Genomic DNA, 13953 nt, shown 5'->3' on the forward strand with positions numbered 1-13953 from the left:
TCAAGGACGCGGAGTGCGTCGGTGCCGGCCGATACGGAATCGGCCGACTCGGGGCGACGGTGCCGGCCGATACGATGGGCGCCGCAGACGAAACGCCAGGAGGCCTCCGCAATGATCACCGCCGCCGCCGACGGATCGGCCCTCGGAAACCCCGGCCCGGCAGGCTGGGCCTGGTATGTCGACGACTCCTGCTGGGCAGCCGGCGGTTGGAAGCACGCGACCAACAACCAGGGCGAGCTGAAGGCGGTGCTCGAGCTCTTCCGCGCCACGGCGCACCTCGATGACGAGCTGCTCGTGCAGTGCGACAGCCAGTACGTGATCAACTCGGTGACGAAGTGGATGCCCGGCTGGAAGCGCAAGGGCTGGCGCAAGGCCGACGGCAAGGCCGTCATGAACGTCGAACTGCTGCAGGAGATCGACGAGGCGATCGCCGGCCGCCGATACCGCTTCGAGTGGGTCAAGGGCCACATCGGCCACCCGCTCAACGAAGCGGCCGATACCCGTGCCCGCGCGGTCGCCGAGGCCTACCAGCGCGGCCGCGAGATCCCTGCGGGTCCGGGCTGGAGCAGCGAGTGCGACGACGACTCGGCCGCGAAGGCTCCGAACTCGCGCCCCGCCGGCTCGATCGAGTCCGAAGACCTGCCCGACCCGATCGACCTCGGAGCACCGGAGCTCGAACTCGCCCGGCCCGAGATCGAGCCCGAACTCGACGACGCCCTGTTCAGCCTCGACGAAGAGCCAGAGGCATGGCACAGCGTCAGGCTCGAGCTCTCCACAGAGGAGATCGATCGGCTGCGCGTGCGCGCTCAGGCCGAAGGGCTCTCGCCCGAGGAGTTCCTCCGCCGGCTGATCTGATCGCACGGCCGGCGCCGGCCCGGTGCGAGCGTGCCGCGCTGCGCGCAACCTCGGCGCGCGCTCAGTTCGGCGCGTGGAACTTCTGCTGCGCCGCCACGAGGCCGTCGCTCGCGACCGCCTCGACGGCGTCGGCGGCATCCGACAGCAGGTTCGGCAGGGTCTGGCGCTCGGTGCCTGAGAAGTCCTTGAGCACGAAGTCGGCCGGGTCCTGACGTCCGGGCGGGCGGCCGACGCCGACGCGCACGCGCAGGAACGGCGCGGCATCCGTCGCCTTCTGGATGTCGCGGAGCCCGTTGTGCCCGCCGTGCCCGCCGCCCTGCTTCAGCCGGACGGTGTCGAACGGCAGGTCGAGCTCGTCGTGCACGACGATGAGCTGCTCGGGGCTCAGCGAGTAGAACTTCAGGAGGGCCGAGACCGGTCCGCCCGAGGTGTTCATGTAGCTGTTGGGCTTGGCGATCACGAGCTTCGGTCCGCCGGGGCGGAGGAATCCCTCGGCCACGCGCGACGGCGTCTTGTGGCTCTTGAAGGGCGCTCCGATGCGCGCAGCGAGCTCGTCGGCGACCATCTGGCCGACATTGTGCCGGTTGCCGGCGTATTGGGCCCCGGGGTTGCCGAGGCCGACCACGAGCCAGGTGTTCTGGGGCATGGCGTCGTCGTCCTTCCGGCGCGGGCGCAGCAGGTCGAGGATTCCCATCGAGCCTCCGAGCGAGTGTGGAACGGGCGAGGCCCCGCGCCCCGCAGTCCGAGCGTACCCGGATGCGGGAGGCGGGGCCTCGTCGCGGTGGTTCGAGTGCTACTCGGCAGCCTCTTCGGCAGCGGCTTCGGCCGCTTCCTCGGTCGCTTCGCCCTCGGCTGCGGCCTCAGCGGCCTCCTCGCCGAGGTCGACCTTCTGCGGCGTGTGCACGTTGATGACGAGCGCCTCGGGGTCGGTCAGCAGCGTCGCACCCTTGGGCAGCACGACGGCGCCGGCGAGGATCTGGGTGCCCTCTTCGAGGCCCTCGACGCTCACGACGACGTTCTCGGGGATGTGCGTCGCCTCGACCTCGAGCGACAGCGTGTGCTGGTCGACGTCGGCGATCGTGCCGGGGGCGCTCTCACCCTCGACGTGCACGGGAACCTCGACCTGGACCTTCTCGCCCTTCTTGATGACGATGAGGTCGAGGTGCTCGATGACCTGGTGCACCGGGTCCTTCTGCACGTCCTTGACCAGGGCGAGCTGGCTCTTGCCCTCGATCTGCAGGTCGAGCACGGCGTTGGCCTTGCGCAGGATCAGGCCGATCTGGTGCGCGGGCAGCGCGATGTGGCGCGGCTCGGTGCCGTGGCCGTAGACGACGGCGGGGATCTTGCCGGTGGCGCGCAGCTTGCGGGCAGCGCCCTTGCCGAACGACTCTCGGGTGTCTGCGACGACCTTGTTGTCTTCGTCCATGATGTCTCTCCTTGCGGGCTCGCGGCCCAGATCGTGGTCTGTTGTTTTCGACTCGAACGCGCGCAGTCGGACTGCGCAGAAGCGTGAGGAAAAGCCGTGGAGCCTGCTCCTACCGCGTCGATCACGGACACCCGTCGCGCCCGCTCACGCGGACGAACCCGGGCCTCCCTCGCCGAAGTTCACGGCCAGTGCACCAGAGGTGCAGATGACCGACCATGAAGTCTACCAGCCCCGCCGGCGCGCGTCGCCCGAGACCTCTCAGCAACGCCGCGCAACGGTGAGCCTCGCTCACAGTACGCTGGAGTCGATCCCAAGAAACTCACGAGGAGAGTGTTCGTGCCTGCATCAGCATCAGCAAACATCGGCGTCGTCGGACTCGCGGTCATGGGGTCCAACCTCGCCCGCAACCTCGCGAGCCGTGAGGGCAACACCGTCGCGGTGTTCAACCGCTCCCCCGAGCGCACCCGCACGCTGACGACCGAACACCCCGAGGCCGGATTCGTCGCCTCCGAGAGCTACGACGACTTCGTCGCCTCGCTCGCCAAGCCCCGCACAGCGATCATCATGGTGCAGGCGGGCAAGGGCACCGACGCGGTCATCTCCGAGCTCGTCGCCCGCTTCGAGCCGGGCGACATCATCGTCGACGGCGGCAACGCGAACTTCCACGACACGATCCGCCGTGAAGGCGAGATCGCTCCCACCGGCATCCACTTCGTCGGCACCGGCATCTCGGGCGGCGAAGAGGGCGCGCTGAACGGCCCCTCGATCATGCCCGGCGGCTCCGCCGAGTCCTACGAGACGCTCGGCCCGATCCTCGCCTCGATCGCGGCGGTCGCCGAGGGCGAGCCGTGCGTCACCCACGTCGGCACCGACGGTGCGGGCCACTTCGTCAAGATGGTGCACAACGGCATCGAGTACGCCGACATGCAGCTCATCGCCGAGGCCTACGACCTCATCCGCCAGGGCACGGGCAAGTCCCCCGCCGAGATCGCCGACATCTTCGCCGAGTGGAACACCGGCGAGCTCGAGAGCTACCTCATCGAGATCACGGCAGAGGTGCTGCGCCAGACGGACGCGGCGACCGGCGAGCCGCTCGTCGACGTCATCCTCGACGAGGCGGGCGCCAAGGGCACCGGCGCATGGACCGTGCAGAACGCCCTCGACCTCGGCGTGCCGACCTCGGGCATCGCCGAGGCGGTCTTCGCGCGCAGCCTCTCCTCGAAGCGCGCGCAGCGCGAAGCGGCATCCGACCTGCCCGGCCCGGCCGAGGCCTGGACGGTCGCCGACGGCGACGCCGACTCGTTCATCGAAGACGTGCGCCTCGCGCTCTACGCGTCGAAGATCATCGCCTACTCGCAGGGCTTCGACGAGATCATCGCCGGCGCCGAGCAGTACGGCTGGGACGTCAAGAAGGGCGACATCGCGAAGATCTGGCGCGCCGGATGCATCATCCGCGCCCGGTTCCTGAACCGCATCGCCGACGCCTACGCCGACGACCCCGCGCTCGTCGCGCTCGTCGTCGCCCCGTACTTCCGCGATGCCGTCGCGGGTGCGCAGGAGGCCTGGCGCCGGGTCGTCGCGATCGCGGCGCAGTCCGGCATCCCGACGCCCGCGTTCTCGTCGTCGCTCGCCTACTACGACGGCCTGCGCGCACAGCGCCTGCCGGCCGCCCTCATCCAGGGCCAGCGCGACTTCTTCGGCGCGCACACCTACAAGCGGGTCGACCGGCCGGGCGTCTTCCACACGCTCTGGTCGGGCGACCGGTCCGAGATCGAGACCACGCCCTCCTCGCACTGAGGCCCCGGCGCACCGACACCGAGCACGGAACAGGCGGGTGAGCATGCGCGACCCGAAATGGCGCGGCGAGGGCGAGGAACCCGACTACCGGTTCACCCTCGCCAACGAACGCACCTTCCTCGCGTGGATCCGCACGGCGCTCGCGCTCCTCGCGGGCGGCGTGCTGCTGCACCAGTTCGCGACGGAGCTCGATCCGCGACTCGTCGTGACGCTGCTCTCGACAGGGCTCGGCGTGGTCGCTGCCGTGCTCAGCGTCGTGTCGTACACGCGCTGGCGCGCCAACGAGATCGCGATCCGGAACGGCCGTCCCCTCCCGTTCAGCTGGGTGCTGCCCGCACTCGCTGCGGTGTGCCTCCTGACGAGCGCCGTGCTCGTGGTGCTGCTCCTCGTGGCCTGATGACGATGAACGACTGACATGGCCGCGTACAGCGTTCCCGCGACCGGTGACCCCGGGCTCCAGCCCGAGCGCACCGCGCTCGCGTGGAGTCGCACGGCACTCGCGCTCGCGGTCAACGCGCTGCTCTCGATGCGGGCGGGGTTCGTGGCGGGGCAGCCGCTGCTCGTCGCCGTCGGCGTCGTGCTGTTCGCGGCATCCGGCGCCGCTGTCGCGATCGGCACGGTGCGACGCCGCCAGCTCGCCGGGCAGCGGCTTGTCATCACGCCGCCGCGCGGCGCGCTCGTGGGCGTCGCGGCCGCGACCCTGCTCGCGAGCGTCGGCGGCATCGCCTCGATCTTCGTCGAGGGCGCAGTATGAGCGAACCGCATCCCGAACTGCAGGGTGCCGACGACGACGACTCCCACGGCCCCGTCTTCGGCGAACGTCGGCGGCGAGCCATCCGCATCACGGTGCTCGTGGCGCTCTGCGCCATGCTCCTGCCCGTCGTGCTCTCGGTATTCGGCACCGCCCAGTCGGCGGCGCAGCGCTCGTGCGCGGTCTACACGGCCCAGTTCGACTCGGATGCCGCGGGCGCCCGCGTCTCGTTCGACCTCTTCGCCCGCGGCGGGCCGGGCTGGCAGTGCTTCTCGGTCGGCGAGAACGGAACGGAGACCCTCATCGCCGAGCTGGGGCTGCTGCCCGGAGCACCCCGCCCGATCGACCCCGACGAACGCGACGCCTGAGGCGATCGGCCGTCGCACGCGTGCGCGATGGCGCCGGACCCGCGACGCAAGGTATCTTGATATCAAGAGACTTTGGAGGCGCGAAATGCTGCACCACGTCCAACTCGCCTGTCCCCCGGGCCGCGAAGCCGAGCTGCGCGACTTCTACGCCGGCGTGCTCGGGTTCACCGAGCTCGAGAAGCCCCCGGTGCTCGCCGGTCGAGGCGGGTGCTGGTTCCGCGGCCACGGCATCGAACTGCACCTGGGCGTCGACCCCGACTTCCGCCCGGCGACGAAGGCGCACCCCGGACTCCTCGTCACCGATCTCGACGACTGGGCCGACCGGCTGCGCAACGCGGGGTACCCCGCGCGGTTCGACGACGACTTCCCTGGCATGCGTCGCTTCTACAGCGAGGACTGCCACGGCAACCGGCTCGAGTTCCTCGAACCGGTCGGCTGAGGGCTGCGGCCGCTCGCCCGGCTCACTCCTCGGGCAGGAAGACCCGCTTGTACTTCCGGCCGTCGGCGAGTTCGACCGTCTCGGCGCGGAGCAGGCCGCGCGTGACCCGCTGGTAGATCGCCTGCGGCGTCACGCCGAGCTTCGCCGCGGCCTCGGAGACCGAGCGGCCGGGCAGCTCGGTCGGCACGCTCGACGGCCGTTCGCGCTTGCGCTTGCGGCTCGCCTCGTGCCGCGCCTCGATCTCGGCGTCGTCGCCCGCCCAGCGGTACTTCGCCGCCGAGGCGCTGAGGCCCGCGGCATCCGCGATCTCGTCCCAGGTGCGCCCGGCGTCGAGCGCCTCGCGCACCGCCGAAAGCGATGCCGGGTCGGCCTCGAGCGCGGCGACGAGCGAGCGGATGCCGCGGAGCCGCTCGAGCGGCGAGGCATCCGTCTCGTCGTCAGCGGCGTCCCCGTGCAGCGCGTCGAGGCCGACGAGTTCGGCGAGCGCGCGGGCGGTCTCGGCTGAGAGGAACGACACGGTGCCGACTCAGCCGTTCAGCAGGCCGTTGCGCACCTCGCGGCGCAGCACCTTGCCGATGAGCGACTTCGGCAGTTCGTCGGCCTGCACGATTCGCTTGGGCACCTTGTAGGGCGTGAGTCCGTCGCGCACGAAGTCGCGCAGCGCCGCCTCGTCGAGGGTGGCGCCGTCGCGCAGCACGACCACCGCGACGACCTGCTCGCCCGAGTGCTCGTCGGGCAGGCCCACGACTGCGGCCTCCTCGACGTCGGCATGGGCGCGCAGCGCCTGCTCGACCTCGCTCGGTGCGACGTTGAAGCCGCCCGTGATGATGAGCTCCTTGATGCGGTCGACGATGCTCACGAAGCCCTCGTCGTCGATCGAGACGATGTCGCCGGTGCGGTACCAGTCGGCGCCGCCGTCGGTCGCGGGCACGAAGACCGCCTCGGTCTCTTCGGGCTTCTTCCAGTAGCCCGAGAACACCTGCGGGCCGCGCACGATGAGTTCGCCCTCGGCGCCCGTCGCCACGTCGGTGTCGGGTGACTCGGGATCGACGACGCGCACCTCGGTCGACGGCAGCGGCAGGCCGACCGTGCCGGCCTTGCGGTTCGGTGCGACCGGGTTCGCCATGAGCACGGGCGAGCACTCCGAGAGGCCGTAGCCCTCGACGAGGTACCCGCCGGTCTGGGCCTCCCATGGCTCCACGACGGCGGCCGAGAGCGGCATGGCCCCCGAGATCGCGATGCGGATGCCGTCGAGCGAGACGCCCTCGGCGACCGCGGCCTTGGTGAGCCGGTCGTAGATGGGCGGCACGGCGGGAAGGAACGTCGGCGGATGCCGCTTCACGACCTTCAGCACGAGATCGGGATCGAACTTCGGGAACAGCACGAGCCGGGCGCCCATGCTCATCGCGAAGGTGAGGCAGAGCGTGAGCCCGTACGCGTGGAACATCGGCAGCACCGCGTAGACGACCGAGGTGCCGCGTTCGATCTCGGGCACCCAGGCGCGCGCCTGGGCGGCGTTCGCGACGAGGTTGCCGTGCGTGAGCGTGGCGCCCTTCGGGCTGCCGGTCGTGCCGCTCGTGTACTGGATCACGGCCACGTCGGAGACCTCGGGGCCGATGATGCGCTCCTCGATCGGCTCGGCGCCGACGATCTTCTCCCACGGTGTCGTGCCGCGCACCGCTGCGGTGAGGGCGGCGCGGGACTCGCGGGCCTTCGCGATCGGCAGGCGCAGCATCGCACGCATCGAGAAGGGCATGGCCCGGGTCACGTCGACCGAGATGATCGTCTGCACCGCGACATCCGGCGGGAACTCCTGGATGGTCTCGACGACGTTGTTCCAGGCGATGACGACGCGAGCGCCGTGGTCTTCGAACTGGTGCCGGAGTTCACGCGGCGTGTAGAGCGGGTTGTGCTCGACGACGATCGCGCCCAGCCGCAGCACCGCGTAGAACGCGACGATGTGCTGGGGGCAGTTCGGCAGCACGAGGGCGACCGGGTCGCCCTTCTGCACGCCGAGGAGCCGCAGCCCCTCTGCCGCGCGCTCGATCTGCTCGCCGAGCTCGCCGTAGCTCGTGGTGCGGCCGAAGAACTCGAGCGCGACGTTGTCGGGGTACGTCTCGGCCGACGCGCGGATCAGGTCGGCGAGCGAGCCCGACTCGGCCGGAAGGTCGGTCGGCACCCCCGCGGCGTAGCTCGAGAGCCAGGGGCGCGGTGTCGTGATCGCCATCGTCCGGCCTATGCCGCGCCGTCGAACATGCTCGTGACCGAGCCGTCTTCGAAGACCTCGTGGATGGCCCGGGCGAGCAGCGGGGCGATGGGCAGCACCGTGAGGCGGTCCCAGCGCTTCTCTTCGGGGATCGGCAGCGTGTCGGTGACCACGACGCGGTCGATGACGTCGGACTGCAGGATCTCGGTCGCGGGGTCGGAGAAGACCGCGTGCGTCGCCGCGACGACGACGCCGATGGCGCCGTTGGCCTTCAGCGCCTCCGCGGCCTTCACGATCGTGCGCCCCGTGTCGATGAGGTCGTCGACGAGGAGGCAGACGCGGCCGCTCACGTCACCGACGATCTCGTGCACCGAGACCTGGTTCGGCACGAGCGGGTCGCGCCGCTTGTGGATGATCGCGAGGGGTGCGCCGAGCTTGTCGCTCCAGATGTCGGCGACGCGCACGCGGCCCATGTCGGGCGAGACGACGGCGAGCGTCGACGGGTCGAGGGAGTTCTTGAACTCCTCGAGCAGCACGGGCATCGCGAAGAGGTGGTCGACGGGGCCGTCGAAGAAGCCCTGGATCTGCGCGGCGTGCAGATCGATGGACATGATGCGGTCGGCACCGGCGGCCTTGAAGAGGTCGGCGACGAGGCGTGCCGAGATCGGCTCTCGGCCGCGGCCCTTCTTGTCTTGCCTGGCGTAGGGATAGAACGGCGCCACGACCGTGATGCGCTTGGCCGACGCGCGCTTCAGCGCGTCGATCATGATGAGCTGCTCCATGAGCCACTCGTTGATGGGCGAGGTGTGCGACTGGATCACGAATGCGTCGGAGCCGCGCACGCTCTCGTCGTAGCGGGCGTAGATCTCGCCGTTGGCGAAGGTGCGCGCATCGGTCGGCACGAGATCGGCGCCGAGCTCGGCGGCGATCTCATTGGCCAGCGACGGGTGCGCCCGCCCCGACACGAGTACGAGGCGTTTCGAACCGGTGGTCTCGATTCCCGACATGTCTCGGTGTGTCCTCTCCACCCGCCTCAGCCGGTGCGTCAGTCGGCAGCGGGGCCCGCGGCATCGGCGGCGGCAGCTGCCTCAGCAGCCGCGGAACCGGCTCGATGCGTCTGGACCCATCCCTCGATATTGCGTTGCGGCGCCACATTCACGGCGAGTGCTCCGGCGGGGACTTCCTTGCGGACGACCGTGCCGGCGCCCGTGTAGACGCCGTCCCCAATCCTAACGGGCGCGACGAAGACGCCGTGCGAGCCGGTGCGCACATGCGAGCCGATCTCGGTGCGGTGCTTGTTCACGCCGTCGTAGTTGGCCGTGATCGAGCCTGCGCCGACGTTCGAGTGCTCGCCGATCGTGGTGTCGCCGATGTAACTGAGGTGCGGCACCTTGCTGCCTTCGCCGATGTTCGCGTTCTTCGTCTCGACGAAGGCGCCGATCTTGCCGTCGGCGCCGAGCACCGTGCCCGGGCGGAGGAACGAGAACGGTCCGACCGTCGCCCCGGCGCCGACCACCGCGAGGGTGGCGTCGGTGCGCTTGACCTCGGCGTTCTCGCCGATCTCGCAATCGATGAGCGTCGTGTCGGGGCCGACGATCGCGCCGGTGGCGATGAAGGTCGCGCCCTTCAGCTGCGTGCCGGGGCGGATCGTGACGTCGGGCTCGATGCGCACGGCGAGGTCGATCCAGGTCGTCGCGGGGTCTTCGATCGTGACGCCGTTCAGCTGCCAGCCCCGCACGATGAGCGCGTTCAGGCGAGCTGCGGTCTCGGAGAGCTGCGCACGGTCGTTGATGCCCGCGACGAGCCACGGCTCGGACACGGGAACGGCCTCGACCTCGGAGCCGGCGGCACGCAGCAGGCCGATCACGTCGGTGAGATACTTCTCGCCCTGCGCGTTGTCGGTCGTCAGGTTCGCGAGCTGGTCGCGGAGCGCCGCTGCACCGAACGCGTAGATGCCCGCGTTGATCTCGGCGATGGCGCGCTCGTCGTCGCTCGCGTCCTTCTGCTCGACGATGCGGTCGAAGAGCCCCGCCGCGTCGCGCACGACGCGGCCGTAGCCGGTGGGGTCGTCGTAGACGGCCGAGAGCACGGATGCCTCGGCGGCATCCGCCCGGTGCTGCTCGAGGAAGGCGGCCAGCGTGTCGGCGTTCAGGAGCGGCACGTCGCCGTTGAGCACGAGCACCTCGCCGTCGAAACCGTCGGGGAGCGCGGCGAGCGCCTGCTCCACCGCACGGCCGGTGCCCGGGATCTCGTCTTGATCGACGATGATCGTGCCCGGCAGCTCGCGTTCGACCACCGTGGCGACGAGGTCGCGCTCGTGGCGCACGACGGCGACGACGTGCACGGCGTCGAGCGCCCGCGCGGTGGCGAGCACGTGCGCGACGATCGGGGCCCCGGCGAGCGGGTGCAGCAGCTTGGGCACCGCGGACTTCATGCGCGTGCCCTGGCCCGCGGCGAGGACGATGATGGCGAGGTTCTGGTCAGTCATTCGCGCGTATTCCTAACGGTGCGGTCTGTGGGATCGATCGGGCGGCCGTTCCGGCTCCGCCACCAGGATTCGAACCTGGACCGAACAGCTCCAAAGGCTGCCGTGCTGCCGTTACACTATGGCGGATCGCTCGCGGCCTCGCCCGCGCGCGACAACCAGTCTGCCATGACCCGGCCGCGGCTCCTGAGCCGGCCGGCGCGTCGAGGCATCCGACGACATCTGCGACGACGCTCGCCCCGGTCACGGGATAATGACGGAATGACCGATGCTGACGAGGTCGACCGGATCGTCGACGACTGGGAACGCGAGCGCCCCGACCTCGATTTCTCGCCGCTGCAGGTGCTCTCGCGCGTGGCGCGGCTCTCGAAGCACCTCGACCGCGCGCGCCGGCAGGCGTTCACCCGGTCGGAGCTCGAGTCGTCGGAGTTCGATGTGCTCTCCGCGCTCCGCCGCGCTGGCGCCCCCTACCGACTCTCCCCCAAGCAACTCCTGCAGCAGACGCTCGTCTCGAGCGGCACGATGACGAACCGCATCGACCGGCTCGTCGAGCGTGGGCTCGTGAACCGGCAGACCGACCCGAACGACGGGCGCGGCATCCTCGTCGAGATGACCGCGGCAGGGCTCACCCGGGTCGACGCGGCGATCACGCGTCTCGTCGACGCCGAGACCGAGCTGCTCCGCAGCCTCCCGACCGCGGAGCAGAAACGGCTCGCCGGGCTGCTGCGCAAGCTCAGCCTCGGGTTCGACTGAGCGGGTACAACTAGCGCCGCATGACCTTGCGGGCGAGCCAGTTCCCGAGGAACTGCAGGCTCTGCACGAAGATCACGATGATCAGCAGCGCCGCCCACGTGATGGCCGGCTCGTACTGCCGATACCCGTAGACGAGCGCGAAGTTTCCCAGACCGCCGCCGCCGATGAAGCCCGCCATCGCCGTCATGTCGACGATCGCCACGAGCACGAAGGTGTAGCCGAGGATGAGCGGACCGAGCGCCTCGGGGATCACGACGGTGCGGAGGATGCGCAGCGGCCCGGCGCCCATCGCCTTCGCCGCCTCGACGACGCCGGGCGAGACCGTGACGAGGTTCTGCTCGACGATCCGCGCGATCGCGAACGACGAGGCGATCGACAGCGAGAAGATGAGTGCGTCGTTGCCGATTCCGGTGCCGATCACGTAGCGGGCGAACGGCTGCACCGCGGCGATGAAGATGATGAACGGGATCGGCCGGAAGAAGTTGATGACCACGTTCACGATGTTGAAGACCGCTCGGTTGGACAGCAGGCTTCCGGGTCGCGTGGAGTAGAGCACCACGCCGAGCAGAAGCCCGAAGAACCCGCCGATGACGAGCGTGGCCGCGACCATGTAGAGCGTCTCGGCCGCGGCGACCCAGAACTCGGAGCCGAGTTCGAACAGGCGATCCATCACGACACCTCCGTCACGTCGACGCGGGAGGAAATCTCGGCGAGCACCGCGTCGACCGCGGCATCCGCGCCCCTGATCGCGAGCGTGAGGTGACCGAACGCCCGGCCCTGGATGTCGTTGATGCCGCCGTAGACGAGCTCGAACTCGACGCCGGCGGTCGCGAGCGCGACGAAGACCGCGGCTTGCGAGGCGTCGCCGTCGCGGAACGAGATCGTCACGATGCGGCCATCGTGGCGTTCCCGCAGCACGGCGAGCTCCGTCCGTGACGGAATGCCCTTGACCACGGTCCCGACGAAGCGCTGCGACGACGGGTTCTGCGGATTCGAGAACACGTCGAACACGTCGCCGTGCTCGATCACGCGGCCGCCGTCCATGACCGCGACCTTCGTGGCGATCGACTGGATGACGTCCATCTCGTGGGTGATGACGATGATGGTGACCCCGAACTCGCGGTTCACGCGTTTCAGGAGCGCGAGCACCTCCTGCGTCGTCTCGGGGTCGAGCGCACTCGTCGCCTCGTCGGCGAGCAGCAGCCGCGGCGAGGTCGCGAGCGCACGGGCGATGCCGACACGCTGTTTCTGCCCGCCCGAGAGCTGGTCGGGGTAGTTCTTCGCCTTGTCGGTGAGGCCGACGAATTCGAGCAATTCGGCGACGCGGGCCGCGATCTCGCTCTTCGAGGCGCCCGCGACGGTGAGCGGGTAGGCGATGTTGGCCCAGACCGTCTTCGAGTTGAAGAGGTTGAACTGCTGGAAGATCATGCCGATGCCGAGCCGGATGCCGCGGAGCTCGCGTTCGGGCATGGTCGTGATCTCGCGACCGTCGACCTCGATCGAGCCGGAGGTGGCGGGTTCGAGCGCGTTCACGAGCCGCACGAGCGTGGATTTGCCGGCGCCCGAGTAGCCGATGATGCCGTACACGTCACCGGGTTCGACCTCGAGGGTCACGCCGTCGATCGCGACGACGGGCGGGGCGCCCTTCTCGGGTGCCGGGTACGTCTTGGTGACGTTGCGCAGGGCGACGAGCGCCATGGTGTTCTCCTTCAACGCCGAACCGGGCGACGGGCACCGGTCTCGGTGCCCGCCGCCCGTCAGCGGGTGGTCGATCGCATGAGTTGACCCGGATCGCTCCGGTCGGAACTCGGGGAGATCAGCCCTCGAACGACTCGGTGTCGGTCTCGACCTTGGCGAGCGACTTCTCGAGATCGGCGACGGAGGTCTGCACCGGGACGCCGGTGCCCCCTGAAGCCTCGAGGAGGCCGGCCTGCACCTCGGGGTCGGTCTGGAAGATCTCGACGAGCTTCAGGTAGGTCGCGTTGTCCTTGTCTTCGGCGCGGGTCGCGAAGATGTTGACGTAGGGCAGCGCGTTCGGGTCGGTGGGGTCGTCCTGGGCGATCGCGTCCTCGAAGCTGAGGCCGGCGTCGGCGACGTAGTCGTTGTTGATGACGGCCGCGGCCACGTCGGGCAGCGACGTGGGCGTGAGCGAGGCCTCGAGCGCAGTGACCTTGACCTTCGACGCCGACTCGTCGACGTCGGCGAGGTCGGAGAAGATCGTGCCGCCGCTCTTCAGCTCGATGAGGCCGGCCGACTGCAGCACGAGCAGCGCCCGCGCCTGGTTCGAGGCGTCGTTCGGCACGGCGACGGTCTCGCCCTTGGGGATGTCCTTCACCGAGTCGTACTTGGTGGAGTAGAGCCCGAGCGGGTAGATCGCGGTCGAGCCGATGGGCGCGAGGTCTTCACCGGCCGACACGTTGTAGTCGGCGAGGTAGACGATGTGCTGGAACTGGTTCAGGTCGAGCTCGCCCTCGGTCGTCGCCGGGTTCGGCTGGGCGTAGTCCGAGAAGTCGACGAGCTCGATCTCGATGCCCGCGTCGGCTGCGGCCTCTTCGAAGGCGGCCCACTGCGCATCGCCCTTGCCGACGACGCCGATCTTGACGACCTCGTTCGCTGCGTCGCCCTCGCCGGCGGCCGGAGCGGCGCAGGAGGCGAGGCCGAAGACGAGCGGCACTGCGGCGAGTGCGGCGATGAGCTTGGTCCGACGTGAGGACAGGTGCTGACGTGACATGGTGGTTCCCTTTCGCTGTGGAGCACGCGATCGGGTGCTGTTGGCGTGGAGCAGGCATGGCTCCGCCACACGTGGTTGACGGTGGGGGCTTCGATGCCGCGATCGCGGGTGCACCACCAACGCTAAGCGAAGATTCTTTGCC

16 protein-coding genes and 1 tRNA gene are annotated in these 13953 nt (G+C 69.8%); 7 read left to right on the forward strand and 10 right to left on the reverse strand.

Going from position 1 to position 13953, the window contains the following annotated elements; genetic code table 11:
• Positions 1–111 precede the first annotated feature (111 nt).
• Positions 112–855 carry an RNase H family protein gene (locus tag BUR99_RS17025; RefSeq protein ID WP_074261524.1) on the forward strand — a complete coding sequence of 248 codons (744 nt, stop codon included), beginning with the start codon at positions 112–114 and terminating at the stop codon, positions 853–855.
• A gap of 61 nt (positions 856–916) precedes the next feature.
• Here the strand turns inward: BUR99_RS17025 and pth are convergent, their stop codons facing one another.
• Both pth and BUR99_RS17035 read right to left on the reverse strand, forming a co-directional pair.
• A complete protein-coding gene (gene pth, locus BUR99_RS17030) occupies positions 917–1501 on the reverse strand; it encodes an aminoacyl-tRNA hydrolase (RefSeq protein ID WP_074261662.1) in 585 nt (194 codons plus the stop codon).
• Positions 1502–1648: 147 nt separating this feature from the next.
• Positions 1649–2281 (reverse strand): 50S ribosomal protein L25/general stress protein Ctc, encoded by a 633-nt coding sequence (locus BUR99_RS17035; protein WP_074261525.1) that lies wholly within the window; start codon positions 2279–2281, stop codon positions 1649–1651.
• Between the two features lie 330 nt (positions 2282–2611).
• Here BUR99_RS17035 and gndA point away from each other — a divergent pair, with 330 nt between their 5' ends.
• From gndA to BUR99_RS17060, 5 genes are all read left to right on the forward strand, one after another.
• A complete protein-coding gene (gene gndA, locus BUR99_RS17040; protein ID WP_074261526.1) occupies positions 2612–4078 on the forward strand; it encodes an NADP-dependent phosphogluconate dehydrogenase in 1467 nt (488 codons plus the stop codon).
• Positions 4079–4121: 43 nt separating this feature from the next.
• Positions 4122–4475, forward strand: coding sequence for a YidH family protein (locus tag BUR99_RS17045; RefSeq protein WP_074261663.1), 354 nt, complete (start codon positions 4122–4124; stop codon positions 4473–4475).
• 18 nt (positions 4476–4493) lie between these two features.
• Entirely contained in the window at positions 4494–4832 is a 339-nt protein-coding gene (locus BUR99_RS17050; RefSeq protein ID WP_074261527.1) for a DUF202 domain-containing protein, read from the forward strand.
• Complete coding sequence (locus tag BUR99_RS17055) at positions 4829–5197, forward strand: hypothetical protein (RefSeq protein WP_074261528.1); 369 nt, start codon at positions 4829–4831, stop codon at positions 5195–5197. The genes BUR99_RS17050 and BUR99_RS17055 overlap by 4 nt, the downstream gene beginning before the upstream one ends.
• Before the next feature lie 85 nt (positions 5198–5282).
• The gene (locus tag BUR99_RS17060; RefSeq protein WP_074261529.1) at positions 5283–5636 is read left to right on the forward strand and encodes a VOC family protein; all 354 of its coding nucleotides are present in this window, start codon (positions 5283–5285) and stop codon (positions 5634–5636) included.
• Positions 5637–5658: 22 nt separating this feature from the next.
• Here BUR99_RS17060 and BUR99_RS17065 read toward each other — a convergent pair whose 3' ends face one another.
• The 5 genes from BUR99_RS17065 to BUR99_RS17085 form a co-directional block, all read right to left on the reverse strand.
• On the reverse strand, positions 5659–6153 hold the full coding sequence (locus tag BUR99_RS17065; protein WP_074261530.1) for a hypothetical protein: 495 nt from the start codon (positions 6151–6153) through the stop codon (positions 5659–5661).
• A gap of 9 nt (positions 6154–6162) precedes the next feature.
• Complete coding sequence (locus BUR99_RS17070) at positions 6163–7863, reverse strand: long-chain-fatty-acid--CoA ligase (RefSeq protein ID WP_074261531.1); 1701 nt, start codon at positions 7861–7863, stop codon at positions 6163–6165.
• An 8-nt stretch (positions 7864–7871) separates the two neighbouring features.
• On the reverse strand, positions 7872–8849 hold the full coding sequence (locus BUR99_RS17075) for a ribose-phosphate diphosphokinase (protein WP_074261532.1): 978 nt from the start codon (positions 8847–8849) through the stop codon (positions 7872–7874).
• 38 nt (positions 8850–8887) lie between these two features.
• Positions 8888–10330 (reverse strand): bifunctional UDP-N-acetylglucosamine diphosphorylase/glucosamine-1-phosphate N-acetyltransferase GlmU, encoded by a 1443-nt coding sequence (glmU, locus tag BUR99_RS17080; RefSeq protein WP_074261533.1) that lies wholly within the window; start codon positions 10328–10330, stop codon positions 8888–8890.
• A 54-nt stretch (positions 10331–10384) separates the two neighbouring features.
• A tRNA-Gln gene (locus BUR99_RS17085) sits at positions 10385–10456 on the reverse strand.
• Positions 10457–10588: 132 nt separating this feature from the next.
• Between BUR99_RS17085 and BUR99_RS17090 the strand changes: the two genes are divergently transcribed.
• Positions 10589–11080 carry a MarR family winged helix-turn-helix transcriptional regulator gene (locus BUR99_RS17090; protein WP_074261534.1) on the forward strand — a complete coding sequence of 164 codons (492 nt, stop codon included), beginning with the start codon at positions 10589–10591 and terminating at the stop codon, positions 11078–11080.
• Positions 11081–11090: 10 nt separating this feature from the next.
• On the opposite strand, the gene BUR99_RS17095 is transcribed toward BUR99_RS17090, so the two are convergent.
• The 3 genes from BUR99_RS17095 to BUR99_RS17105 all read right to left on the reverse strand — a co-directional run bounded on the left by BUR99_RS17095 (position 11091) and on the right by BUR99_RS17105 (position 13811).
• A complete protein-coding gene (locus BUR99_RS17095) occupies positions 11091–11750 on the reverse strand; it encodes a methionine ABC transporter permease (protein ID WP_056659058.1) in 660 nt (219 codons plus the stop codon).
• Entirely contained in the window at positions 11750–12778 is a 1029-nt protein-coding gene (locus BUR99_RS17100; protein WP_074261535.1) for a methionine ABC transporter ATP-binding protein, read from the reverse strand. The genes BUR99_RS17095 and BUR99_RS17100 overlap by 1 nt, the downstream gene beginning before the upstream one ends.
• 118 nt (positions 12779–12896) lie before the next feature.
• Positions 12897–13811, reverse strand: coding sequence for a MetQ/NlpA family ABC transporter substrate-binding protein (locus BUR99_RS17105; RefSeq protein ID WP_074261536.1), 915 nt, complete (start codon positions 13809–13811; stop codon positions 12897–12899).
• Positions 13812–13953: the final 142 nt, after the last annotated feature.

It is taken from the genome of Agromyces cerinus subsp. cerinus (assembly GCF_900142065.1).
In the GTDB taxonomy this organism is placed as follows: domain Bacteria; phylum Actinomycetota; class Actinomycetes; order Actinomycetales; family Microbacteriaceae; genus Agromyces; species Agromyces cerinus.

Excerpts from the sequence above, each read along its gene's own strand:
- BUR99_RS17045 (WP_074261663.1), top strand. The coding sequence starts at position 4,122 with ATGCGCGACCCGAAATGGCGCGGCGAGGGCGAGGAACCCGACTACCGG.
- BUR99_RS17100 (WP_074261535.1), bottom strand. The coding sequence starts at position 12,778 with ATGGCGCTCGTCGCCCTGCGCAACGTCACCAAGACGTACCCGGCACCC.
- BUR99_RS17050 (WP_074261527.1), top strand. The coding sequence starts at position 4,494 with ATGGCCGCGTACAGCGTTCCCGCGACCGGTGACCCCGGGCTCCAGCCC.
- BUR99_RS17035 (WP_074261525.1), bottom strand. The coding sequence starts at position 2,281 with ATGGACGAAGACAACAAGGTCGTCGCAGACACCCGAGAGTCGTTCGGC.
- glmU (WP_074261533.1), bottom strand. The coding sequence starts at position 10,330 with ATGACTGACCAGAACCTCGCCATCATCGTCCTCGCCGCGGGCCAGGGC.
- BUR99_RS17095 (WP_056659058.1), bottom strand. The coding sequence starts at position 11,750 with ATGGATCGCCTGTTCGAACTCGGCTCCGAGTTCTGGGTCGCCGCGGCC.
- BUR99_RS17060 (WP_074261529.1), top strand. The coding sequence starts at position 5,283 with ATGCTGCACCACGTCCAACTCGCCTGTCCCCCGGGCCGCGAAGCCGAG.
- BUR99_RS17070 (WP_074261531.1), bottom strand. The coding sequence starts at position 7,863 with ATGGCGATCACGACACCGCGCCCCTGGCTCTCGAGCTACGCCGCGGGG.
- pth (WP_074261662.1), bottom strand. The coding sequence starts at position 1,501 with ATGCCCCAGAACACCTGGCTCGTGGTCGGCCTCGGCAACCCCGGGGCC.
- BUR99_RS17025 (WP_074261524.1), top strand. The coding sequence starts at position 112 with ATGATCACCGCCGCCGCCGACGGATCGGCCCTCGGAAACCCCGGCCCG.
- BUR99_RS17105 (WP_074261536.1), bottom strand. The coding sequence starts at position 13,811 with ATGTCACGTCAGCACCTGTCCTCACGTCGGACCAAGCTCATCGCCGCA.
- BUR99_RS17075 (WP_074261532.1), bottom strand. The coding sequence starts at position 8,849 with ATGTCGGGAATCGAGACCACCGGTTCGAAACGCCTCGTACTCGTGTCG.
- BUR99_RS17090 (WP_074261534.1), top strand. The coding sequence starts at position 10,589 with ATGACCGATGCTGACGAGGTCGACCGGATCGTCGACGACTGGGAACGC.
- BUR99_RS17055 (WP_074261528.1), top strand. The coding sequence starts at position 4,829 with ATGAGCGAACCGCATCCCGAACTGCAGGGTGCCGACGACGACGACTCC.